Here is a 22,710-nt window from a genome sequence, read left to right on the forward strand (position 1 = left end):
AACACCGTGAAACGGGTCGGAGGGTAAAGTGAACAAAGAGCGCAGTGGCGCCGCTATCCTGATCGAATGCCTCAAACGGCAGGATGTCGAATTCGTCTTCGGCTATCCCGGCGGTGCCGTGCTGCCGATTTACGACGAGCTGTTTGCCGACCAGGACATACGCCACATCCTCGTGCGCCACGAAGCTGGCGCGGCCCATGCCGCCGAAGGCTATGCCCGCTCGACTGGCAAGGCGGGCGTGGTGCTCGTGACCAGCGGCCCGGGGGCGACCAATGCGGTCACCGGCATCGCCGATGCCTATATGGATTCGATTCCCATGGTGGTGATCACCGGGCAGGTGCCCACCGCGCTCATCGGCACGGACGCCTTTCAGGAAGCGGACACCGTGGGGCTGACCCGCCACTGCACCAAGCACAACTACCTCGTGAAGGACCCCGAACGCCTTGGCGCGACGATCGAGGAAGCCTTCCGCATCGCCACTTCGGGCCGCCCCGGTCCGGTCGTGATCGATATTCCCAAGGATGTGCAGATTGCCTCGGCGCGATGGTATGAGCAGGACGATACCCCCCTGCCCTCGCACCGCTACCAACCGCGCATGGTCGGCGCGGCGGACGAGATCGCCGAAGCTGTCGAAATGCTCGCCACGGCAGAGCGTCCCGTGCTCTATACCGGTGGCGGCGTTATCAATGCCGGTCCCAGGGCCAGCGAGTTGCTGCGCCAGTTACAAGCAGCGACCACCGCCCCGGTGACGAGCACGCTGATGGGCCTCGGCGCGTTTCCCGCCGATCATCCGGACTGGCTCGGCATGCTGGGCATGCACGGTACCTACGAAGCGAATATGGCCATGAACCGCGCCGATTTGATCGTTGCGGTCGGAGCCCGTTTTGATGATCGCGTGACGGGGCGGCTCGATGCCTTCGCTCCGCAGGCGAAGAAGATACATATCGATATCGACCGTGCGAGCATCAACAAGATCGTGCCGGTCGATCTCGGAATCGTTGGCGATTGCGCGCATGTCCTCGAGCAGTTGGTGGAGGCATGGGGCAGCCGGAAGGGGCGCGACCTGTCCGAATGGAAGGCCCGCATCCTTGGCTGGAAGGCGCGCGATTGCCTTGCCTACCCCGAGCGCAGCGGCGATCTCATCATGCCGCAGAAGAGCATCGAACGCCTGTTCGCGCTGACGAAGGATCGCGACCCCATCATCACCACCGAAGTAGGCCAGCATCAGATGTGGGCCGCGCAGTATTTCGGTTTCATGGGGCCGAACAAATGGCTTACCAGCGGCGGTCTCGGGACGATGGGCTACGGCCTGCCCGCTGCCATCGGTGCGCAATTGGGCAATCCCGACAGCCTCGTGATCGATATCGCGGGGGAAGCCTCGATCCAGATGAATATCCAGGAACTGGGCACGGCAAGCCAGTATCGCCTGCCGGTGAAAGTCTTCATCCTCAACAACGAATATATGGGCATGGTCCGCCAATGGCAGGAGCTGACCTATGAGAGCCGGTATTCGAACAGCTATTCGGACAGCCTGCCCGATTTCGTGAAGCTTGCCGAAGCTTACGGCTGGAAGGGCATCCGGATCGAGGATGAAAGCCAGCTCGACGCCGGGATCGAGGCCATGCTGGCGCATGACGGGCCGGTAATGGTCGATTGCCAGGTGGCCAAGGAAGCCAATTGCTTCCCCATGATCCCAAGCGGTGCCGCCCATACCGAGATGCTGCTTTACGGCGATCAGGTCGAGGGCACCATGGACGACAAGGCGAAGGCACTGGTGTGATGGGTATGCAACCGAAATTCCCGTCCCAATTCGCGGATCGCGCGGAACGCCGCGTCTGGTTCAATCGCCAGGATGCCGGGCGACTGCTCGACTGGATCGAGGATACCGGGCAGCGCTTCCTCGGCATGGAGGTTGCCCAGAAGCAAGCGGACGAGGCGTGGGTTCTCCTGCCCGACAGCCTCGACCTCAGCCGCCAGACAGATAACTTCGAGGCAGTACGCATGGGCCGCGTCTTTCTTGCCGAATATGACGGCGATGGGCGCATGTTCGAACCTGTGTGGCAGGATCGTGAACAATGAAGATCGAAGAACAGACCGCCGAACGGCACGTTCTCAACGTCATCGTGGACAACGAAGCCGGTATTCTCGCCAAAATCTCCGGCCTGTTCACCGCGCGGGGCTACAATATCGACAGCCTGACCGTGGCCGACATATCCGAAGACCACGCGATCAGCCGCATCACCATCGTGACGCGCGGACCGGAACCGGTCATCGACCAGATCCGCGCGCAGCTCGAACGGCTGGTCCCGGTGCACAAGGTCATCGACCTCACCGAGGAAGGCGCGCATGTCGAGCGCGAGCTCGCCCTGGTGAAGGTCGCCGGCAAGGGCGACAACCGCGTCGAGGCGCTGCGCATCGCCGAACTGTTCCGCGCGAATGTTGTCGATACCACCACGCAGAGCTTCGTGTTCGAACTGACCGGCGCGCCGGAAAAGATTGACAGTTTCATCGCCCTGATGCGCGAGCTCGGGCTGGTCGAGGTCGGCCGCTCGGGGATCGTCGGGATGATGCGCGGCGCGGGCGCGGAGTGACGGCGATGGCAGATCGCGACTTCACTCCCGCCGCAGGAAAACTGGCCGGGGTCGGCAGCTACGACGCGCTGATCCGGCTGTTCACGCGCGAGAACCGCTGGCGTCCCCAATTGATCGGCCGCATCGATCCGCGGCCAGGACAAAGACTGCTTGAAGTCGGCTGCGGCACTGGCACACTCGCGATTGCGGCAAAATCCCTGTGTTTCGAAGCCGAAGTCATCGCCATCGATCCCGACCCGCAGGTACTCGCAATTGCCCGGAACAAGGCAGCCGAACAGGGTGTCGAAGTGGATTTCCGCGAAGGTTTTCTCGATCAGCAATCCTTCGAGGCGGCCAGCTTCGATACAATCTACTGCAGCCTCGTCCTGCACCAGGTCCCGCCTGAGACCAAAACCGAATTGATCGACGGCATGATCGCGCTGCTGAAACCTGGCGGCGCGCTCCAAATCGCGGATTATGCCAAACAGAGCGGACTGATGCGGGGTCTGTTTCGTCTGACCGTCCAAATGACCGACGGGGTCGCCGATACGCAGCCCAACGCCGACGGCCGGCTGGAGGAATTGTTGCGGGACGAACGCCTGCAAATTTCGCAGCCCGATGGCTCGCTAGCCACGCCTTCGGGACGCATTTCTCTCTTCTCACGAACACGAAAATAGGAATTTTTTTCGATGCAAGTTTACTACGATGCCGATTGCGACCAGCAACTGATAAAGGACAAGAAGGTCGCCATCGTCGGATATGGCAGCCAGGGTCATGCCCATGCGCAGAACCTGCGCGACAGCGGTGTCGGCGAAGTCGTCATCGCGCTACGCGAAGGCTCGGCAACGGCCAAAAAGGCCGAAGGCGCGGGTTTCACCGTGAAGACTGTCTCGGACGCGGCGGATTGGGCCGACGTGCTCATGATCCTCGCGCCCGACGAGCATCAGGCCGCAATCTATGCCAATGAAGTCGCGGGCAAGATGAAGCCGGGCAGCGCGCTCGCCTTCGCGCACGGCCTCAACATTCATTTCGGCCTGATCGATCCGCCCGCCGATATCGACGTCATCATGATCGCGCCCAAGGGTCCCGGTCACACCGTGCGCGGCGAATATATCAAGGGCGGCGGCGTCCCGTGTCTCATCGCCGTCCATCAGGAAAGCGAGCAATCGGGCGGCCAGGGTTTCGCCAAGCAGCTTGCCCTGTCCTACGCCAGCGCGGTTGGCGGCGGCCGCTCGGGCATCATCGAAACCGACTTCAAGGAAGAGTGCGAAACCGACCTTTTCGGCGAACAGGCCGTGCTGTGCGGCGGTATCACCCATCTCATCCAGGCCGGGTTCGAAACGCTGGTCGAGGCTGGATACGCGCCCGAAATGGCCTATTTCGAGTGCCTCCACGAAACCAAGCTGATCGTCGACCTCCTCTATGAAGGCGGCATCGCCAACATGCGCTATTCGATTTCGAACACCGCCGAATACGGCGACATCAAGACCGGCCCGCGCATCATCACCGACGAAACCAAGGCCGAAATGAAGCGCGTTCTGGCCGACATCCAGTCGGGCCGCTTCGTGAAGGACTTCGTGCTCGACAACCAGGCCGGGCAGCCCGAGCTGAAGGCAAGCCGCAAGGCCGCAGCAGCGCATCCGATCGAGCAGACCGGCGCCCAGCTGCGTGCCATGATGCCCTGGATCGGCGCCAACAAGCTGGTCGACAAGGATAAGAACTGAGCTAGGATCGCGCTCATGGAGGGAGAGACCATGAGCGCGACCGACAGCCTGCCCTTTGCGTGCAAATGCGGTGCCGTGACCGGCGTCGTTCGGAAGGCCAGCGCGTCCGAAGGCGATCGGGTGGTATGCCACTGCGTCGATTGCCGCGACCTTGTCCGCCATCTTGGACAGGAAGAGCGCGTGCTCGACGATCTGGGCGGCACCGATCTCTACCAATCCCGCTGCGCCCGGGTCGAATTGCATTCCGGCCGCGAAAACCTCGCCAGCCTGCACATGACGGAAGGCAAGACACTACGCTGGTACACGACCTGCTGTAACTCGCCGCTGTTCAACACCTACGCCAATGGCAAAGTGCCCTATGTGACAACGATTCTCGCAAACACCGATCCCGCACGGTGCGATGCTCTGCTGGGCAGCCCCATCGGCCATGTCTTTCTCGAACAGGCAACAGGTGATGCAAGCGCTCTCACCGCCATGCCGTTCAACCGCCTGATGCGCCGGTTCTTCGGACGGATGATCAAGGATATGCTGAGCGGCGATCGTCGGCGAAGCGCCCTGTTCGATGCCGAAACGCTTGAACCCATCGCCCCGCCGCGCCACCTGTCGCGGGCCGAACAGCAGGCGCTCGGCCGCATATGAAGCTCACCGACTGCCACAATATCGACGACTTCCGGAAGCTCGCGAAACAACGCCTGCCCTGGCCGGTGTTCGACTATATCGACGGCGCGGCGGATGACGAGATCACGAAGGCGCGCAATACCAGCGCCTTCGACGCGGTCGACCTGGTGCCCGACGTGCTGGCAGGCGTCGCCGAAATCGACACCTCCCGCACAATTATGGGCCGAGAAAGCGCCCTTCCCCTGATTCTCAGCCCGACCGCGTTGCAGCGCGCCTTTCACCGCGATGGCGAGCGTGCGGTGGCGAAAGCGGCGGAGAAATTCGGCGTCTGGTTCGGCATTTCCAGCCTCGCCACGCACTCGATCGAGGAAATCGCCGCGCTCACCAGCGGCCCCAAGCTGTTCCAGCTCTACGTCCACAAGGATAGGGGCCTCAACACCAGCATGATCGAGCGCTGCCAAGCGGCCAAGTTCGATGCGCTCGTATTGACGGTCGACACGATCGTTTCGGGCAAGCGCGAACGGTGCCTGCGCTCGGGCTTCACCACCCCGCCTCGCTTCACCGCCAGCGCATTGTGGAGCTATGCGACACGCCCGCGCTGGACGCTGGACTACGTTTTCGGCCCGAAATTCCGCCTGCCGAACCTCGACAGCCATGTACAGGAAGGCTCAGGCAAGGCCGTCAGCATCCAGGACTATTTCAACACCATGCTCGACACGAATATGGACTGGGATACCGCTGCCCGTATTCGGCAGGACTGGGGCGGCACTTTCGCGCTGAAAGGCGTGATGAGCGCTGCCGACGCGCGCCGCGCGGTCGAGATCGGCGCGGATGCGATCTGGATATCGAACCATGGCGGCAGGCAGCTCGACGGTAGCCGTGCGCCTTTCGATCAACTTCGCGAGATCGTCGACGCGGTCGGCGGCGAAATCGAAATCATCCTCGACGGAGGCGTTCGGCGCGGAACGCATGTTCTCAAGGGTCTTGCCGCTGGCGCGACGGCGGCTTCGGGCGGGCGCCTGTATCTCTATGCCCTCGCCGCAGCCGGTCAGGTCGGGGTCGAGCGTGCGCTGACCATCCTCAAGGAGGAAATCGAACGCGCTATGCGCCTGATGGGCGTGACCTCGGTCGACCAGCTAAACCCCGACCGATTGCGCTATCGCCAGGGCTAGTTAGACCGTTCAACGCTTCGGGAAAATCGGGCGATCTCTTGGGAAACGGCTTCCTCGCGTCCAACCCACACATGCCCCCCAGTCTCGTAGAGCACGAGCCGGGAGTTCGGCATGATCCGACTGAGCTGACGCGCCGTCCCGGCGGTTCCGAACAAATCATCCTCTGCCGAGATGATCAGTGTTGGTACATCGATCGCACCGAAATCGAGATCGGTCGGTGATCCGGCAAGACGGCCATCGGCCAACATCCCCGCGGTTCTCCGACTGATGGGCAACATTCCTTCCGCAATGTCGCTCACGCGCTCTCGCTGATCCCTCGTGGCGCCACCCACAAGTGTCGGATCGGTCGCGAGCAGGGTCTTGGTGACTTGGCCCGGAGCAAGGCTCAGAAGAGCCCAGTACAGAAAGTCGGACCCAGCGAGACGAGCGACGAGCGCCTTCTCCCATGCGGCCATTTCGACCGGGTCGCGGTCATTCAGATTGCTGGCGGGAACGAGCAATACCAGTGCCCGGCACCGTTCGGGATGGCGCAGGGCAAATGCCGCGGCAAAGTTGGCGCCTGCCGACCCGCCGACCACGACCGCGTCCTGGACTCCCAACTCGTCGAGCAGCGTCGCGAAGGCGTCGGCCTGAAGCTCTGGCGCGATGGGGTCAGGCGCGCTCCGCAAATAGCCGAACCTCGACGGTGCGATGACACGAAAACCGCGTTCGTGAAGATCGCCGGAGAAAAGCAGCCCCTGGTCGAACCCGCCACCCGTTCCGTGAATCATTAAGAGCGGGCTGCCCGTTCCCTGCTCGGCATATTCGAGAGGACCCTGCGGCGTTTCGATGACCCTGCTGCGGCCGGTCAGCCGCTCTTCGGCGGCGGTCAGATCCCAGTGATAACGAACACCGACCGCCATCGTGACGAGGAGGACAGCAACGAGAGCGACGACCCATATCCGCCTCAAGGTCCGAGCACGCCCCATCCTATCGCATCCTTGCGAAACATGCGCGCAACTCCGCAACGAACAGTTCGGGTTGCTCCCACGCCGCGAAATGGCCCCCCGCGTCGAGATCGTTCCAGTAAACCAGATTGGTCAGCGTGCGCTCCACCCAGGCGCGCGGTGCGGGCAGTATCTCTTTCGGAAAGGCGCTGACACCGGCAGGGATGGCCACGGTGCCTCCACCGAGCTTGGCGAAGCTTTCCCAATAGAGCCGCGCCGCCGAGGCGCCCGTCTTCGGCAGCCAGTAAAGCATGATGTCGTCCAGCACCTGATCCATCGACAGCGCATCCCAGGGCGAGCCGTCATTGTCGGTCCAGTAATAGACCTTCTCGAGTATCCACGCGGCAAGACCGATGGGAGAATCGACCAGCGAATAGCCGATCGTCTGCGGGCGGGTGCTCTGCTGCTTCGAATAGCCGGAATCCCATTCCCGATAAAAACCGAGACGCCGCATCGCTTCGAGCACGTGAGGGTCCTCGCTCTGCAGGTCCTCCGGTCCGGGCCTGCCGATCGGCATATTGAGGTGAATACCGTTGCACCCCTGCGGTGCAAATTGCCCTATGGCGGTCGTCACGGCAGCGCCCCAATCGCCGCCTTGGGCCACCCAACGGGTGTAACCGAGGCGCTGCATGAGTTCGGCCCATGCGCGCGCGATTCGCTCGACACCCCAGCCCGTCGCGGATGGCTTCTGCGAAAAACCGTAACCGGGCAGCGAGGGAGCGACTACGTGAAAGGCCATCGCCTCCGGGTCCGTGGGTTCGGCCAACTCATCCATGACATCGAGGAACTCGACCACCGATCCGGGCCAGCCATGGGTGATCACCAGCGGCAATGCGTCTTCGCGGCTGGAGCGCCTATGCAGAAAATGGATATCGAGCCCGTCGATCTCGGTCATGAACTGACCGATCTCGTTCAACCGCGCCTCGCAGCGCCGCCAGTCGTATTCGATCCTCCAATAGGCGACCAACTCCTTGAGCGCTGCCAGCTTCGTTCCTTGCGACCAGTCATGGACCGGCTCCTCCTCGGGCCAGCGAGCATGGTCGAGCCTGTCGGCAAGCGCCACCAGTTCACCGTCCGGAACAGTCAGCTCAAACGGCCTGATTGCGCTCATGCCTACTCTCCGGTCGCCTTTTTGGAAGCCGCGACCACTCGGCTCATATCGGCCAGCAGAATCGTGCTGGTCGCCTTGGCGAGTATGGTTCCGTTCGCATCCTTGAGGTGCCCCTCGTAAAAGCTGGTGCGCTTGCCGTGGCGTTCAACCCAAGCCTCCGCGATCACGGATCCGGGCCGCGTCGGCGCGAAGAAGCTGACCTTCAGCTCCAGCGTCATCGGCACGATGCCCTGCCCGTTCTTCGCCATCGCTGCGTGGGCCATGGCGGCGTCGATCCATCCACTGATGAAGCCACCCTGTACCACGCCGCCCGAATGGCACTGTTCCCGCTTGGCCTCGTATTCCAGGCTCGCACGCCCTTCCGGGTCGGTGGAGACGATACGCACCAGCCCCATCGTTTCGTGTAATGAATGTCCGTCTGCCATGCACGCTCCCTTCGCGAAACAATATGTCACGCGATGCCCAAGCTTCTTTTGCTTTACAACCCCGAGGAAGGGCACCATAGCGATGGCCATGCACTACGCACTCGGTCTGATTATCCTGCGACTTACACGCCCTTGGGCGTGATAGCTGGCGTGCCTTTCCCGGTGCGCTGAGCGCCCAAGGGACCAACTACCGCCCCGCAAGCTTCCGCAAGACCAGAGACCCCCCGTAATGTCCATGCTCCACAACCCGAGCACCAAATATTCGCCTTTCCCACAGGTCGCTCTGACCGACCGGCAATGGCCGAGCCGAACCATCACCACGCCCCCACGCTGGCTCTCCACCGATCTTCGGGATGGCAATCAGGCCATTGTCGACCCGATGGATGCGCACAAGAAGAACCGTTTCTTCGATCTGCTGGTCGAGATCGGGGTGAAGGAAATCGAAGTCGGCTTTCCCAGCGCGGGTGCGACCGAATTCGACTTTATCTCCGGCCTCGTGCAATCGGGCCGCGTTCCGGACGACGTGCTGGTCCAGGTGCTCACTCAGAGCCGCGAAGATCTCATACGCACCAGCTTTGCCAGCCTGACCGGAGCGCGGGCAGCAATCGTCCACCTCTATAACGCGGTCAGCCCCGCATGGCGCGAAGTCGTGTTCGGCATGACCACCGAGCAGGTGCGCGACATCGCGGTGCACGGTGCCAAGGTGATGCGCGACGAGGCAGGCAAGCAGCCGGAAACCGATTGGCATTTTCAATACAGCCCCGAAACCTTCTCGACCGCCGAACTCGATTTCAGTCTGGAAGTTTGCGAGGCGGTGATGGAGGTGCTCGCGCCGACACCCGAGCACCCGATCATCCTCAATCTGCCTGCCACCGTCGAGGCGGCGACGCCCAATATCTACGCCGATCAGGTGGAGTATTTCATCCGCAACCTGCCCAACCGGCAGAGTGCGGTTATATCGCTGCACACGCATAACGATCGCGGGACCGGGGTCGCGGCGGCGGAACTGGCGCTGATGGCGGGTGCAGACCGCGTCGAAGGTTGCCTGTTCGGCAATGGTGAACGGACGGGCAATTGCTGCCTCGTGACCATGGCTCTCAACATGTACACACAAGGCGTTGATCCAAAACTCGATTTCTCGGACATCGACCGTGTCATCGAGACGGTGGAATATTGCAACGAACTGCCTGTCCACCAGCGCCACCCCTATGGCGGGGAGCTGGTCTACACGGCATTTTCCGGCAGCCACCAGGATGCGATCAAGAAGGGATTCGCCGCGCTCGAGACTCAGAACGATCCGCATTGGCGCGTGCCTTATCTGCCGATCGATCCCGCCGATCTCGGCCGCAGCTACGAAGCGGTCATCCGGGTGAATTCACAATCCGGCAAAGGCGGCTTCGCCTGGGTTCTCGAGCAGGATCAGGGCCTCAAGCTGCCCAAGCGCATGCAGGCCGATTTCAGCCCCCACGTCCAGCGCATGGCGGACGAACTGGGCCGCGAACTCGATGCCGCCGACATATGGGAGGCCTTCAAGGCCGCTTATCACGTCCAGACGGCTGACAAGCATTTCCAGCTTGTCGATTACGACGAACGCCGCGCCAGCGACGGGACCCGCCTGTTCACCGGCACCATCGCGGTCGAGGGCAAGGAGCAGACCGTTTCGGGCCGCGGCAACGGGCTCATTTCCAGCGTGTTGACGACGATCGAGGACGCTTTCGGCCTGTCGCTCGAAGTGGTCGATTACAGCGAACACGCGCTCACCACAGGCCGCGACAGCCGCGCCGCCGCCTACCTCGAATGCCGCGCCAAGGATGGCCGGACTATCTGGGGGTGTGGCATCGACGAGGACGTGGCCACGGCGAGCGTGCGGGCGGTTCTCAGCGCTGCAAATTCGGCGGTCGAGAAGATTTAGGTATTCGCGGCCACCCGGCTGTCCTCCAGCGGAGGTTTCCGGTTTTCGCCATGTCGGCCCATGTCCTGTGCATGACGCAGGCGATTACGTCCCGCTGCCTTGGCGGAATAAAGCGGGCCGTCGGCAGCCTGCATCGCCATCGAGGAACTGCACCGTTCGGCGATACGTGCGATCCCGAGCGATGCAGTGATGTTGAACGTGCCGCCATCATTGTCGGTCATGACATGACGCTGGATAGCGAGACGCAGCCTCTCACATATGATCGCGGCGGTATCGCGCGCCGGACCCACGGCGATCATGCCGAATTCCTCGCCACCGAGGCGCGCAAAAAAACAATTGTCATTAGCGCTTTCGCGCATGATTTCAGCAACCTGCTTGAGCACAGTATCCCCGACCGCATGGCCGTAGGAATCGTTGACACGCTTGAAATAGTCGAGATCGACTAGCGCCAGGGCAATGGGCTCCTCGTCGGCAAATTCGAGCTGGTCTTCGAGCACATCGAGGAAGGCCCGCCGGTTGGGCAGACCGGTGAGCGCGTCGGTACGCGCTTCCCGAGATGCCTGGATCTCGTCGAGCTTGCGGTCAGTGACGTCGCGGATCGTAACCACATAGGCGCAGGCTTGGTGGTTCGAGGAATCGATGGCGCGTAGCTTGGCTTCCAGCCAGCGGGTCTGGCCGCCCCTTTCGACGGACCGTTCGATGATTTCCGTATGTCCGGGATATTGTGCCGCAGATCGTAGAGTTCCATCCACGATTTCCTTGTCGAACTCGCTGAAAAACGCGGTGAGATGAAGGTCGACCACCTTGTCGCGACCACTCAACCGGATGGAGGCAGGCGAGGCGAAGCGGATCATGCCATCCTGGTCGAGCTGCAGCAGGGCATCGTCGGAATGATCCGCGATAAGGCGCTGCATCGCCTCACGATTGGCGAGTTCTTCCATGAACCGCTGCCGCTGTTTGAGCGCCACGGCGAGCGGGAAGGAGAGGAGCACGAGGATGCTGAGATAGAATTGCAGGAACAGGGCTTTCTGCCACAATGGAATGGTCAGTTCCGCAAAGACGCCGGTGTTCATGCCGAGCGTTCCAGCCGACATCAGCGTGATGAGCAACACCGTGATCGCTGCACCGAACCGGCCGAAGCGAAAACTGGCGAGTACGAGCGGCACGACCGGAAGAAACAGCGTGGGGAAGGTCGATTGCAACAAGGCAACGGCGGAAATCCCTATGGTCAGCAAGGTGATGCCGATGAAGGGCAGTATCCGGTCTCGTTTCAACATCCGCGCGAAAATGGGCTTTTTATACGATGCCAGGAGCAGTGTGAGCGGCATCACCAGGAGTGTGCCCAATCCATGGGCGATAAACCATGAAAAGGAATGCTCCTGCCAGCCCCCGGGGATGACTTGCGAGGCCAGTATGCCTCCGGGAATGGAAGCTGCCAGCGGCCCGACGATCCCCGCCAAAAAGCCCAGCCAGACGATCCCAATTTCGCTTTCGACATAGTCCCGTTGCGGCCGGAAACGAACCAGCAGCCATGCGATCAGCCAGGCTTCGAAGACATTCACGAGGGCGAATGGAATCGCCCAGACCGGCCCCAAACCGAACAGTGCGGTAGCGAGAGTGCTAAGGACTGCGAGGGTCACGGCGGCAGCCGAGGAGTGGGAGCGCGGAATTGTAAGAAACAGAGCCGCAGCGATGGCCGCGCCCGGCCACACCAGCGCAAGCCCCCCGGAAAACCGAGACCAGACGATGGTCAGGGATGTGACACAGAAGAAGACCGCACCGTAGGTGACGATTTGCATCACAGGATTCAGCGCCCTGGAATGCATCATTTGTTCAACCACTCCATACCAGGTCGCTAGACCGGTAAGCTTAACGCGGCAAAGGCAGTTGTGTACGTATTTCCACTTATGCGCTCGCAAAAAAGCGAGGAACTGGGCCGCTTCGACGCTCCCCTGATTCTTAACCTTTCCGTTTCGTCGGGACGCTCGCCATCGATAGGAGATGTAACGCCGCCCGTCGAAACCACCACTTTTCCTTGTCAGCACCGTGGTCCATGTGTTCCATCGCGAAGGCTTTGCCATGGGTGAAGATCACGCCGAGCGCGCCAAATAGGGAGAGTGCCGCCGATGACCGAAGATATCCTCGAACCCGACCTGCCGATCATCGATCCGCACCACCATCTCTGGGACCTGCGCCCGATGATGGCGGCTTTTCCGGAACCGAGACACGATTTCATCGAAGCCGTCGCCGGAGCCGCTTACTACACCTTCGACGAACTGCATTCGGATACGCATTCGGGACACAAGGTGATCGGCACGGTGTTCATGGAATGCGGCGCCTTCTACGACGCCGCACGCGCCGACGCGATGAAACCGGTGGGCGAAGTCGAATTCGCCAATGGTGTCGCGGCACAGGGAGCCAGCGGCCAGTACGGCGATTATCGCCCCTGTGCGGCAATCGTCGGGCATGCCGACCTGACGCTTGGCGATGCAGTCAGGCCCGTTGTCGAAGCCCTGGTCGCTGCCGGCAACGGACGCTTCAAGGGTATTCGCCATGCCGCAGCATGGGATGCGAATCCCGATGTGCTTGGTCCTCCTTTTCATGCACCGGAGGGCCTCTACCGCTCGGACGCCTTCCGCGCCGGTTTCGCGGCTTACTCGGATTACGGACTGATCTTCGATGCCTGGTTGCTCGAGCCCCAGCTCGGGGACCTGATCGACCTCGCCAAGGCGTTTCCGGAACAGCAGATCGTTCTCGATCATTGCGGCACGCCGCTCAATATCGCGAGCTATCGCGGCAAGCTGCAGGAACGCTTCGATGTCTGGCGCCGTTCGATCCATACCCTTGCCGAATGTCCCAATGTAGCGGTGAAGCTGGGCGGTCTGGCGATGGCGTTCTGCGGTCTGCCCGAGGATGGCCCCGCCAAGGGACACGGTTCCGAATATCTGGCGGCGTTGTGGCGGCCATACGTCGAAACCTGCATCGAGGCGTTCGGTCCGGGGCGCGCAATGTTCGAATCCAATTACCCGGTGGATCGCTGGGGCGCCAGCTATCCGACTCTTTGGAATGCCTTCAAGCGGCTTACCGCCGGGTACAGCAAGGAGGATAAGCGCGCGCTCTTTGCGGCTACGGCGGCACGGATTTACGACATCGAGCATATTCTCGAGCTCGCACCGACAAACGCTTGACGTTTACGTAACGTCACTCTCGACAAGCGCCTCGACGCACCATAGGCCCTCGCCTCCACAGTTCTCAGAGGAGCCTCCCGCATGACCCTGCCCGCCCCGTTCGACAAGTTGCGTATTCCCGTAATCGGATCGCCGCTGTTCATCGTTTCCGGGCCGGAACTCGTGATCGCCCAGTGTAAGGCAGGTATTGTCGGCGCGTTTCCCGCGCTCAATGCCCGCCCTCAAAGTCAGGTCGATGAATGGCTCCACCAGATCACCGAAGAGCTGGCCGCGCATAACCGGGACAATCCCGACCGTCCGGCAGCACCCTATGCAGTGAACCAGATCGTTCACAGGTCGAACGATCGCCTCGATGCCGATATGCAGACCTGCGCGAAATGGCAGGTTCCGATGGTGATTACCTCGCTCGGCGCACGCGAGGAGGTTTTCAAGGCCGTGGATAGCTGGGGCGGAATCACGCTGCACGACGTCATCAACGACCGCTTTGCTCGCAAGGCGATCGAGAAAGGCGCGTCCGGCCTCATTCCTGTCGCAGCAGGTGCGGGTGGTCATGCCGGCACGCTCAGCCCCTTCGCGTTGATGCAGGAAATCCGCGAATGGTTCGATGGTCTGGTGGCGCTTTCGGGCTCCATCGCTCATGGACGCTCGATCCTGGGCGCGCAGGCTCTGGGCGCGGACTTCGCCTATATCGGTTCACCGTGGATCGCTGCGAGCGAGGCGAATGCGGATCAGCGTTACAAGGACGCGATCGTCGAAGGCCGTGCCGACGGCATCGTTTACACCAACCTCTTCACCGGAGTGCATGGGAATTATCTGCGGTCGAGCATCGAGGGCGCCGGGCTCGACCCCGACAATCTGCCTGAAAGCGATCCCAGCAAGATGAACTTCGGCAGCGGCGGCAACACCAAGGCCAAGGCCTGGAAGGACATCTGGGGGTCGGGCCAGGGCATTGGCAGCGTGACCAAGAGCGCGCCGGTGGAGGAAACGGTCGCCCGGCTCGAACGCGAATATATCGCCGCGAAGGAAGCGCTCGCGAAGGTGACCGCTTAAAGCACCACGGCGGTCCCGGCGGCCCATAAAACCTCGGCCATCGCATCGAGGTCGGAAAAGTCCACTCCCCCGCCCAGCGGGTCCTTGCGATTGAGCCGAAAGGGCTTTCGCTCGTCCAGTAGCCTTTGGCGCAAGGCCCGCTGCAACAGCGCCAGCCGCATCAGCGCGGTTTCGGCGGCGTGGATCGGATCGGACGTGGATTGGCGCGCCCATTTGCGTTCGATGCGGCCGACCCGTTCGATGACCATCGCATTGTAGTCACGATGCGGCCCGCGGTGGAGCGGAAGGGCCAGGCGCCGCGCAGCCTCCTCACGCGCGGGGAGCAGCAGACCATTCCTGCGAAAGTCGTCGAAGCCGATCCGGTCGGCGCCCAAAGCATCGAACAAGGCTTCGAAGCACGCCTCGCCGAGCAGTTGGCGTGGCAGCAAGTGATGCCTCTGCAACGCCGGATCGTGCTGGGGAGAGCCGCGTCGGTTTACGGCCCGGAATGGAAGGTTGCGACGATTGGCGCCCAGGGTGGCTGGCAGGCGATAATCCATCCCGCAGTCAGGCTGGAAGAATCCTGAGCAGACCGGCTGGGCGATCCGGTTCCAATTTCAGAATTGTCCCGTCTTCGGTCGCAAACTCGCAAGCGCTATCCGGCAGATCGAAACCGATCAATTCCTGGACGACACGCACAGCCAGGCGCGTAGCGGCGGTTCGATCGCGGCACAGGGCGGGATCGAGCCACAATTCGCAATCGGTGAAGAAGTTTAGCCCCTCGCTAAGCAGTGCCCCCTGCCCGTCGAACCGGATACCGAGCAGGCCGAGTGCGGGAAACGGTCCGCCGATGAGCCAGCTTTCGGTCGTTCTGGCGAAAAACTTCGGCGCGATGGCAGAGCGTGCGGGAGGCCAGTACACCGCATTCACGCCGCCCAGCGATCGGACCAGCGCGGCGCCGATCCCCAGTAGGCTTCGCACAATCGGAAGTGCATGGGCGCCCTGCGCTATATGCGGTCCCGGATACAGTCCGAGCGCCTCGCTCCCCTCCTCGCGGTCGACCTGGACGTTGAACAGATAGCCGATGTCCGGCGTGGCCAGCGCGGGGCCTGGTCGCAAGCCGAGCAAATCGAAGGTCAGCCCGTCGGCGAGCAGTTCGACCCAGTCGATATCGCTGTCGTTCGGCAAGGCGGCGCCGTTTACCGGGTCAAGTCTCTCGGCTGCGATGGGATCGTGGCTGATCGCGATGCGCGTCTGGTCCGAAAGGGCGGCAAGCAGGTCGGTGCGATCCGGCCTTTTACCCTTGTCGAACAAGAGGATGAGGCCGGAACCGACTGCGCTGCCTTCGCCAATGCTTCGCTCACCGGCCGCCACCAGAATACGCCGTCCTTCTCCCTGCGAAGAGCAAACCTTGGCTGCAATCCGGCAGGCCGTCGAGTCCACAAAACGCTAATGCTCGAAAGCGGACCCTTTTTTCAGAAGATCCCCTGCGCGATCCCTTCGGCCAGACCCGCGCCGAGCTCGGTCGCCTTGGCAAGCGTCTGGGGCGCAACGGTTTTCGGGGCGAGAATCGCTTCCGGTTCCTGCGCATCGGTCATTTCGATCCACGGATCGGTCACTCGCTTCAACCGCCAGCCCGTGGCGATGCGGTCGATCTGCCGCTGTGCACCCTCCCCATCCGATCCGGCGGCTATGACCGTGGCATAGGGCCTGCCTTCGATCCGCCCCAGCACCGGGTAATAGCAGCGGTCGAACATTTCCTTCATTTCGCCGCTCATACTGGCGAGGTTTTCCGGGCAGCAGAACAGGTAACCGCCAGCCGCAAGCAGATCCTCCGGCGTAACGTCGGACGCCCGCTTCAGTATCCCGCAGTCCCCGGCCCCCTCACTGGCGGCACGAGCGATCTGCTCGCTGGTACCGGTGCGGCTGTGCCAGACGATGAGCAGAGACGTTGTGGCCATCGGCAGAGCATCGCCAACATCTGTCGATTGTCAATCTCCCGAACTTCCGCGAAGATCATGCACAAGCTATTGCCATCCCATGGCATCGCAGGCCCTCTCCTACGTATTCGGTGTTTCCTCCTCGCTTACCGGCCGTGCCTGGCGCTGGCGTGGCGGGAATATGGAGCTCGGCAACACGCCGGGCCTGGGCGACGATATCGTGCGTCAGCTCTTGCTTTCACGCGGAGTCGCCGCAGAGGAAATCGAGCGACATCGCAATCCGACATTGCGGAATTTCCTGCCCGATCCATCCCTATTCCGCGACATGGATGTTGCCGCCTACCGCATCGCGCAGGCCGTGATCGCGGGCGAGAAAATCACCATTTACGGTGATTACGACGTCGATGGGGCGACCAGTTCCGCGCTATTGATCCGCCTGCTGCGCGAACTGGGCGTGGAAGCGGGCTATTACATTCCGGACCGGCTGCTGGAAGGCTACGGACCGTCGGGCGAAGCTCTGGTCAAGCTCGGCCAGGCGGGTTCCAGCCTGATCGTCACGGTCGATTGCGGCGCGATGGCGCATGAGGCGCTGGGCATGGCGCATGAGGCGGGCATCGACGTGATCGTGGTCGACCACCACAAATGCACTGCGGACCTTCCCAAGACGGTGGCGCTGGTCAACCCCAATCGCCTGGATGAAGAAGACGAGGCGGCAGCGCATGGACACCTTGCCGCAGTCGGGGTGGCATTCCTTCTGGCGATTGCCCTGGTCCGCACTCTGCGCGAGCGCGATTTCTTCGCCGCGCGCAAGGAACCGGACCTGCTCGCGCTGCTCGATGTCGTCGCTCTGGGTACGGTCGCCGATGTCGCCGCGCTACATGGTCTCAATCGCGCCTTCGTCTCGCAGGGCCTCAAGGTCATGGCCAAGCGCGACAATATCGGCATGTCCGCCCTCATCGATGCAAGCCGCCTCAAGCGCGCCCCGGCATGTTCGGACCTCGGCTTTGCGCTTGGCCCGCGCATCAACGCCGGCGGTCGCGTGGGAGAATCGACGCTAGGCGTCAGGCTGCTCACCACGCAGGATCCCGAAGAAGCCCGCGAAATCGCAGCGCAATTGTCCGCGCTCAACGAGGAACGCCGGGCGATCGAAGCGGAAGTGCAAGAAGCCGCCGAAGAGCAATTGGCAGCGCAGCACAATCGCGCGGTGCACCTCGTCGCAGGCGAAGGCTGGCACCCCGGCGTGATCGGCATCGTGGCCGGGCGCATCAAGGAAAAGACCGGCAAGCCTTCGCTGGTGGTCGCGCTCGACGGCGAGACTGGCAAGGGGTCCGGGCGCTCGATCGCCGGGGTCGACCTTGGCGCCGCCATCATCCGCGCCCGCGACGAAGGATTGCTGGTGGCGGGCGGCGGACATGCCATGGCTGCGGGATTGACCGTGGCCGCAGACCAGGTCGATGCGCTGGCCGACCGGCTCGACAGCATGCTCGAAGGCCAGGTCGCCCGCGCTTCGGCAGAGCGGGCCATGGCGCTGGACCTTGCGGTCGCCCCCGGTGGTCTGACGCCCGACCTGGTCCACGCGCTCGAGGAAGCGGGGCCGTATGGCGTCGGCTGGCCCGGCCCTCGCGTCGCCGTGGGTCCGGTGCGGCTCGTCAAATGCGATATCGTCGGAACCGATCACGTTCGCCTGATCGCCGCAGGCGAAGATGGCAAGAGCTTCAAGGGCATCGCTTTCCGCGCCGCCGATAGCAACATGGGCCAGGCCCTGCTGCACGGTTCGCGTGGCCGCCGCCTGTGGCTGGCAGGCCGGGTAAAGATCGACGATTGGGGCAATCGCCCCCAAGCGGAACTGCACCTCGAGGACGCCGCGTGGGCCGATTGAATCATTTGCATGCATTCGAGGGTTGACGGCCCGCAACCCCACGCCTAATTGGCCCGCCACGCCACCGACCCGCAACGCGGGTGTGGCCCGTTCGTCTAGCGGTTAGGACGCGGCCCTTTCACGGCTGAAACACGGGTTCGATTCCCGTACGGGTCACCACGGTGGCGGTATTGCATCTGCAATCCGCGCAAAGCGCCACATATGTGGCCCGTTCGTCTAGCGGTTAGGACGCGGCCCTTTCACGGCTGAAACACGGGTTCGATTCCCGTACGGGTCACCATCTCTCCACATCTTCGCAAAGCGGGTAGCGCCTCTTGCCGGGCAAGGGTAAGGCGCGCGGCAATGAGCGAGCGCAGCTTTCCCTGGCCCGGATTCGCAGTGGCGGTTGCCGCCTGCATCTTTCTTGCGATTCTCGGTGTCGACCTGGTCTATGTGGGGGTTCTCTTCCTCGTCTGGACGGGATCTCTCCATCTGGTCTCGGCGCGACCGCCCGAGAACAAACCCGTTGCCACCGGCCCCGCTTTCACTCGCGACAATATGGCGGACCTGTTCGAGCACTCCGAAACGCCGGTTGTGATCACCGAACGCGATCGGGTGATCGTGGCCAATCTCGCGGCCCGCAAACTGCTCGGCGGGCACATCGTCGGACAGGACGTACGCATGGCGCTGCGCCAGCCCGAAGCCATCCGGCTGCTGGCGCGCAAGGCGGATGGCGGAGCGGTCGTGCGCGGGCTGGCACGGCGCACGGACATCTGGCGGATCAACCGCAAAAGCCTGCCCGGCGGCCTTGCCGTCATAGAATTCGTCAACAAAACCGCCGAAGCCGATATTGCCCGCGCGCATACCGATTTCGTTGCCAATGCCAGCCACGAACTGCGCACGCCGCTTGCTTCGATCATTGGCTATGTGGAGACGCTGCGCGAAGACGTGGACCGGCTCGACCCCCGAATGGCCGACAAATTCCTCGGTACTATCCAGCGCGAAGCCAAGCGGCTGCAGGATCTTGTCAGCGATCTCATGTCCCTGTCGCGAATCGAAGCCGAGAAGCACGATCTCCCCAGCAAGACACTCGATCTCTCCAAGCTGGTGGAACGCGCCGCTCACGATGCGGCGAGCGGCGAGCGGGCATCATTGCTCGATTTCGAGACTGCGCAGGCGTTCGAGGTGCTAGGTGACCGGCAACAGCTCGAACAACTCGTCCGCAACCTCGTCGACAACGCGTTCAAATACGGGAGCCCGGGCGAGCGGGTCACCGTGCGCTTGCATCCAAGAGGTGACAGCCGTGTGCGCCTGACCGTTACCGACCGCGGCGACGGCATATCGCCGGAACATATTCCCCACCTCACCCGTCGCTTTTACCGTACCGATCCCGGTCGCAGCCGGGCATCGGGGGGAACCGGGCTGGGCCTTGCGATCGTCAAGCATATCGTGGAGCGGCATCGTGGCAGACTCGACATCGACAGCACGCCTGGCGAAGGCACGAGGGTCACTGTCACCCTGCCGATCGAAAAAGCCGACGAGACTGTCTGACCTTACACCCTATCGCGAACCCCCGCAGCGCATCGCGCCGGTACATCCGCTTGCTCGCAGCCTGTCATCGAAATGTAATTTAACGGTCATAGAGGCGTCGTCGCACCGTAACTCCCCGTTCAAAGGATTCGTCCCGATGACCCGTACTTACCGCCTGTCGCTGGCGGCTGCGGCGCTCTGCTGCACCATGGCCACCCCGCTGTTCGCCCAGGACGCAACTGTCACGACCGACGAACTGGCCCAGATGCGCGCCCAGCTTTCCGCGATGAATGCGCGGATCGACCAGCTCGAAAACGAATTGGCAGCCGCCAGGGCTGCGAATGAGGCGCAGGACGCAACCATCGCGGCCAATACTGCAGCCGCTGCGGCGAAGCCCGAGACGGCTGTCGCCACGCTCGAAAAGGGAGATGGCTGGAGTTTCAAGCCGCGCGGCCGCCTGATGTACGATGCCGGGTGGACCAATGCCCCGGAATCGACTGGCGCCAGCGATGGTTTCGGCAATGAAGTGCGCCGCGCCCGTCTCGGCGCTTCGGGCGATATCCCGGGCGGCTTCGGCTACAAGGTGGAGGTCGATTTCGCCGGGAACGAGGTGGAGATGGCCGACGCCATCCTGACTTACGAGGACGGCCCGCTCGAAATCGCGATCGGTCACCACAACAACTTCCAGTCGCTGGAAGAGCTGACCAGCAGCCTCCACACAACCTTCATCGAGCGCGCGGCCTTCACCGACGCTTTCGGCTTCGAGCGCCGCATCGGTGCATCACTGACCTATTCGAAAGGCGCGGTCCTGGCGCAGGCCGGCGTCTTCACCGACAATTTCGACGACACGTCGAGCAAGAATCGCGGAGTCGATGCCCGTCTGGTCTTCATGCCCAAATCGGGCGACGCGCAGCTCCACTTCGGCGGCTCGTTTCATTACAACGATATCGACGATCCGGCTGCGACCGTACGCTATCGCCAGCGTCCGCTGGTTCATTTCACTTCCGAGCGGTTCGTCAATACCGGCCGACTCGGCGCGAAGAGCGAGACCGGATTCGGGCTCGAAGGCGCTGCGATCGCCGGACGGTTCCATGCCGCTGCGGAAGGGTATTGGCAGAAGGTCAACATGCCCGGCGCGGCAATGGCCCCGACCTTCTTCGGCGCCTATTTCGAAGCCGGTGTTTTCCTCACCGATGACAGGCGCGGTTACAAGGCAGGCAAGTTCGACCGTACCAAACCGAGCAATCCGGTGGGAGAAGGTGGTTTCGGCTCGCTCCAGCTCAACCTGCGCTACGATCACCTCGATCTGAACGATGGCGGTATTCTGGGCGGTCAGCAGGCCGGCTATCTCGCCTCGCTCATCTGGAAGCCCACGGATTATACGGCCTTCATGGTCAACTACGGGCGGCTCCAATATACCGATGCTGTTCTGCCGACCGCCAATGGCGATACCTCTTACGGCGTGGACGCCGTGGGTCTGCGCGCGCAGGTCGATTTCTGACCTGCGAAAAAGCCAGTCAAACGATTGTCGCAACCCTGTAACATTGAGGCGCTTTGGCGCCGCTAGCTATCAACCCAAGGGGCTACCCATGACCAAGACCAAATCCATCATATTCGCCGCAGTTTCCGCCGCCGCCCTCGCCGCATGCGGTGGCAGCGGTAGTGACTCCGCTTCGCGCGATTCGATCCGCGCGGTCGGTTCCTCGACCGTCTTCCCCTTCGCCAAGGCGGTTTCGGAAGCCTTCGTGCGCTCCAACCCCGAATTCCGCTCGCCGATCATCGAATCGACCGGCACGGGCGGCGGCATGAAGCTGTTCTGTTCCGGTGTCGGCGCCGATACGCCCGACATGACCAATGCATCGCGCCGCATGAAGGCCAGCGAATTCGCCGACTGCCAGGCCAATGGCGTGACCGATGTGATCGAACTGCAGGTCGGTCTCGATGGCATCGCCTTCGCTTCGGCCAAGGGTGGGATCACCATGAACCTGACCCCTCAGCAGGTTTACGAAGCGCTGGCCGCATCGCCCTATGGCGGCGAGCAGACAACCAAGACCTGGTCGGACGTCGATCCTTCGCTGCCCGATCAGCCGATCCTGGTCTACGGCCCGCCCTCCACCTCGGGCACGCGCGATGCGCTCAAAGAACTTGTTCTCGAAGCCGGTTGCAAGACCAACGCGGACATGAAGGCACTGAAAGAGACCGACGAAGACCGTTATGACCAGCTCTGTACCGAAGTGCGGTCGGACGGGGCCTATGTCGACCAGGGCGAGCAGGACAATCTCATCGTCCAGAAGATCGAGGGCAATCCCAACGCCGTGGGCGTCTTCGGCTACAGCTATCTCGAAGAAAACGCCGACAAGGTTCAGGGCCTCAACATGAATGGTGTCGCCCCGACCTACGAAAATATTTCGAGCTTCGAATATCCCGGCGCTCGCCCGCTCTACGTCTATGTGAAGAAGGCCCATCTCGACGCGATCCCCGGGCTCAAGGAATATCTCGCCCAGTGGACCAAGATGTGGGCAAAGGATGGCGATCTGGCAAAGATCGGCCTTGTGGCTTCGCCCGATGACGTTATGGCGGCCAACCAGAAAGCGGCGACCGAGTTCACGACGCTCGACGGCGCCCAGCTCAAGTAAGGTTGAATGTA

General features: G+C 62.4%; 21 protein-coding genes and 2 tRNA genes. 16 read left to right on the top strand and 7 right to left on the bottom strand.

Annotated elements, in window-relative coordinates; genetic code table 11:
* Positions 1–28: 28 nt before the first annotated feature.
* Genes ilvB through MUY37_RS08895 form a run of 7 tightly spaced genes read left to right on the top strand, consistent with a single transcriptional unit; the run spans position 29 to position 6,084 of the window.
* Positions 29–1,780, top strand: a complete 1,752-nt coding sequence (ilvB, locus tag MUY37_RS08865; protein ID WP_499194977.1) for a biosynthetic-type acetolactate synthase large subunit — start codon at positions 29–31, stop codon at positions 1,778–1,780.
* Positions 1,780–2,079 carry a hypothetical protein gene (locus MUY37_RS08870; RefSeq protein ID WP_499194978.1) on the top strand — a complete coding sequence of 100 codons (300 nt, stop codon included), beginning with the start codon at positions 1,780–1,782 and terminating at the stop codon, positions 2,077–2,079. Before ilvB ends, MUY37_RS08870 begins: the two co-directional genes overlap by 1 nt.
* Complete coding sequence (gene ilvN, locus MUY37_RS08875) at positions 2,076–2,591, top strand: acetolactate synthase small subunit (RefSeq protein WP_499194979.1); 516 nt, start codon at positions 2,076–2,078, stop codon at positions 2,589–2,591. The genes MUY37_RS08870 and ilvN overlap by 4 nt, the downstream gene beginning before the upstream one ends.
* A 5-nt stretch (positions 2,592–2,596) precedes the next feature.
* Positions 2,597–3,247 (top strand): class I SAM-dependent methyltransferase, encoded by a 651-nt coding sequence (locus tag MUY37_RS08880; RefSeq protein WP_499194980.1) that lies wholly within the window; start codon positions 2,597–2,599, stop codon positions 3,245–3,247.
* A 12-nt stretch (positions 3,248–3,259) separates the two neighbouring features.
* Positions 3,260–4,294 carry a ketol-acid reductoisomerase gene (gene ilvC / locus MUY37_RS08885; protein WP_499194981.1) on the top strand — a complete coding sequence of 345 codons (1,035 nt, stop codon included), beginning with the start codon at positions 3,260–3,262 and terminating at the stop codon, positions 4,292–4,294.
* A gap of 30 nt (positions 4,295–4,324) precedes the next feature.
* On the top strand, positions 4,325–4,933 hold the full coding sequence (locus MUY37_RS08890; protein ID WP_499194982.1) for a DUF6151 family protein: 609 nt from the start codon (positions 4,325–4,327) through the stop codon (positions 4,931–4,933).
* A complete protein-coding gene (locus tag MUY37_RS08895; RefSeq protein ID WP_499194983.1) occupies positions 4,930–6,084 on the top strand; it encodes an alpha-hydroxy acid oxidase in 1,155 nt (384 codons plus the stop codon). The genes MUY37_RS08890 and MUY37_RS08895 overlap by 4 nt, the downstream gene beginning before the upstream one ends.
* Here the strand turns inward: MUY37_RS08895 and MUY37_RS08900 are convergent.
* The 3 genes from MUY37_RS08900 to MUY37_RS08910 are packed head-to-tail and all read right to left on the bottom strand — an operon-like array spanning position 6,081 to position 8,606.
* Positions 6,081–7,034, bottom strand: a complete 954-nt coding sequence (locus MUY37_RS08900; RefSeq protein ID WP_499194984.1) for an alpha/beta fold hydrolase — start codon at positions 7,032–7,034, stop codon at positions 6,081–6,083. The genes MUY37_RS08895 and MUY37_RS08900 overlap by 4 nt on opposite strands.
* 19 nt (positions 7,035–7,053) lie before the next feature.
* Positions 7,054–8,181, bottom strand: coding sequence for an epoxide hydrolase family protein (locus tag MUY37_RS08905; RefSeq protein ID WP_499194985.1), 1,128 nt, complete (start codon positions 8,179–8,181; stop codon positions 7,054–7,056).
* A gap of 2 nt (positions 8,182–8,183) precedes the next feature.
* The gene (locus MUY37_RS08910; protein WP_499194986.1) at positions 8,184–8,606 is read right to left on the bottom strand and encodes a PaaI family thioesterase; all 423 of its coding nucleotides are present in this window, start codon (positions 8,604–8,606) and stop codon (positions 8,184–8,186) included.
* A gap of 229 nt (positions 8,607–8,835) precedes the next feature.
* On the opposite strand from MUY37_RS08910, the gene leuA reads away from it, so the two are divergent.
* Positions 8,836–10,518 carry a 2-isopropylmalate synthase gene (leuA, locus tag MUY37_RS08915; protein WP_499194987.1) on the top strand — a complete coding sequence of 561 codons (1,683 nt, stop codon included), beginning with the start codon at positions 8,836–8,838 and terminating at the stop codon, positions 10,516–10,518.
* Here leuA and MUY37_RS08920 read toward each other — a convergent pair.
* Positions 10,515–12,317 carry a sensor domain-containing diguanylate cyclase gene (locus tag MUY37_RS08920; protein WP_499194988.1) on the bottom strand — a complete coding sequence of 601 codons (1,803 nt, stop codon included), beginning with the start codon at positions 12,315–12,317 and terminating at the stop codon, positions 10,515–10,517. The two genes, leuA and MUY37_RS08920, sit on opposite strands and share 4 nt — an antisense overlap.
* 327 nt (positions 12,318–12,644) lie before the next feature.
* Here MUY37_RS08920 and MUY37_RS08925 point away from each other — a divergent pair, with 327 nt between their 5' ends.
* Complete coding sequence (locus MUY37_RS08925; protein WP_499194989.1) at positions 12,645–13,706, top strand: amidohydrolase family protein; 1,062 nt, start codon at positions 12,645–12,647, stop codon at positions 13,704–13,706.
* Between the two features lie 81 nt (positions 13,707–13,787).
* Entirely contained in the window at positions 13,788–14,756 is a 969-nt protein-coding gene (locus tag MUY37_RS08930) for an NAD(P)H-dependent flavin oxidoreductase (protein WP_499194990.1), read from the top strand.
* Here the strand turns inward: MUY37_RS08930 and MUY37_RS08935 are convergent.
* The 3 genes from MUY37_RS08935 to MUY37_RS08945 form a co-directional block, all read right to left on the bottom strand.
* Positions 14,753–15,295, bottom strand: a complete 543-nt coding sequence (locus tag MUY37_RS08935; RefSeq protein WP_499194991.1) for an AHH domain-containing protein — start codon at positions 15,293–15,295, stop codon at positions 14,753–14,755. The two genes, MUY37_RS08930 and MUY37_RS08935, sit on opposite strands and share 4 nt — an antisense overlap.
* Before the next feature lie 7 nt (positions 15,296–15,302).
* The gene (locus MUY37_RS08940; RefSeq protein ID WP_499194992.1) at positions 15,303–16,109 is read right to left on the bottom strand and encodes a hypothetical protein; all 807 of its coding nucleotides are present in this window, start codon (positions 16,107–16,109) and stop codon (positions 15,303–15,305) included.
* 101 nt (positions 16,110–16,210) lie between these two features.
* The gene (locus MUY37_RS08945) at positions 16,211–16,696 is read right to left on the bottom strand and encodes a flavodoxin family protein (protein ID WP_499194993.1); all 486 of its coding nucleotides are present in this window, start codon (positions 16,694–16,696) and stop codon (positions 16,211–16,213) included.
* A 79-nt stretch (positions 16,697–16,775) separates the two neighbouring features.
* Here MUY37_RS08945 and recJ point away from each other — a divergent pair, with 79 nt between their 5' ends.
* The 6 genes from recJ (at position 16,776) to MUY37_RS08975 (ending at position 22,699) form a co-directional block, all read left to right on the top strand.
* Positions 16,776–18,554, top strand: a complete 1,779-nt coding sequence (recJ, locus tag MUY37_RS08950) for a single-stranded-DNA-specific exonuclease RecJ (protein WP_499194994.1) — start codon at positions 16,776–16,778, stop codon at positions 18,552–18,554.
* 84 nt (positions 18,555–18,638) lie between these two features.
* Positions 18,639–18,713, top strand: a tRNA-Glu gene (locus MUY37_RS08955).
* 46 nt (positions 18,714–18,759) lie between these two features.
* Positions 18,760–18,834 (top strand) — tRNA-Glu (locus MUY37_RS08960).
* Between the two features lie 62 nt (positions 18,835–18,896).
* The gene (locus MUY37_RS08965; protein ID WP_499194995.1) at positions 18,897–20,084 is read left to right on the top strand and encodes an ATP-binding protein; all 1,188 of its coding nucleotides are present in this window, start codon (positions 18,897–18,899) and stop codon (positions 20,082–20,084) included.
* A gap of 136 nt (positions 20,085–20,220) precedes the next feature.
* Positions 20,221–21,564, top strand: coding sequence for an OprO/OprP family phosphate-selective porin (locus MUY37_RS08970; RefSeq protein WP_499194996.1), 1,344 nt, complete (start codon positions 20,221–20,223; stop codon positions 21,562–21,564).
* Between the two features lie 88 nt (positions 21,565–21,652).
* Positions 21,653–22,699, top strand: a complete 1,047-nt coding sequence (locus MUY37_RS08975) for a substrate-binding domain-containing protein (protein WP_499194997.1) — start codon at positions 21,653–21,655, stop codon at positions 22,697–22,699.
* Positions 22,700–22,710 lie beyond the last annotated feature (11 nt).

The sequence above is a fragment of the Qipengyuania sp. ABI-127-1 genome, from assembly GCA_022953095.1.
In the GTDB taxonomy this organism is placed as follows: domain Bacteria; phylum Pseudomonadota; class Alphaproteobacteria; order Sphingomonadales; family Sphingomonadaceae; genus Qipengyuania.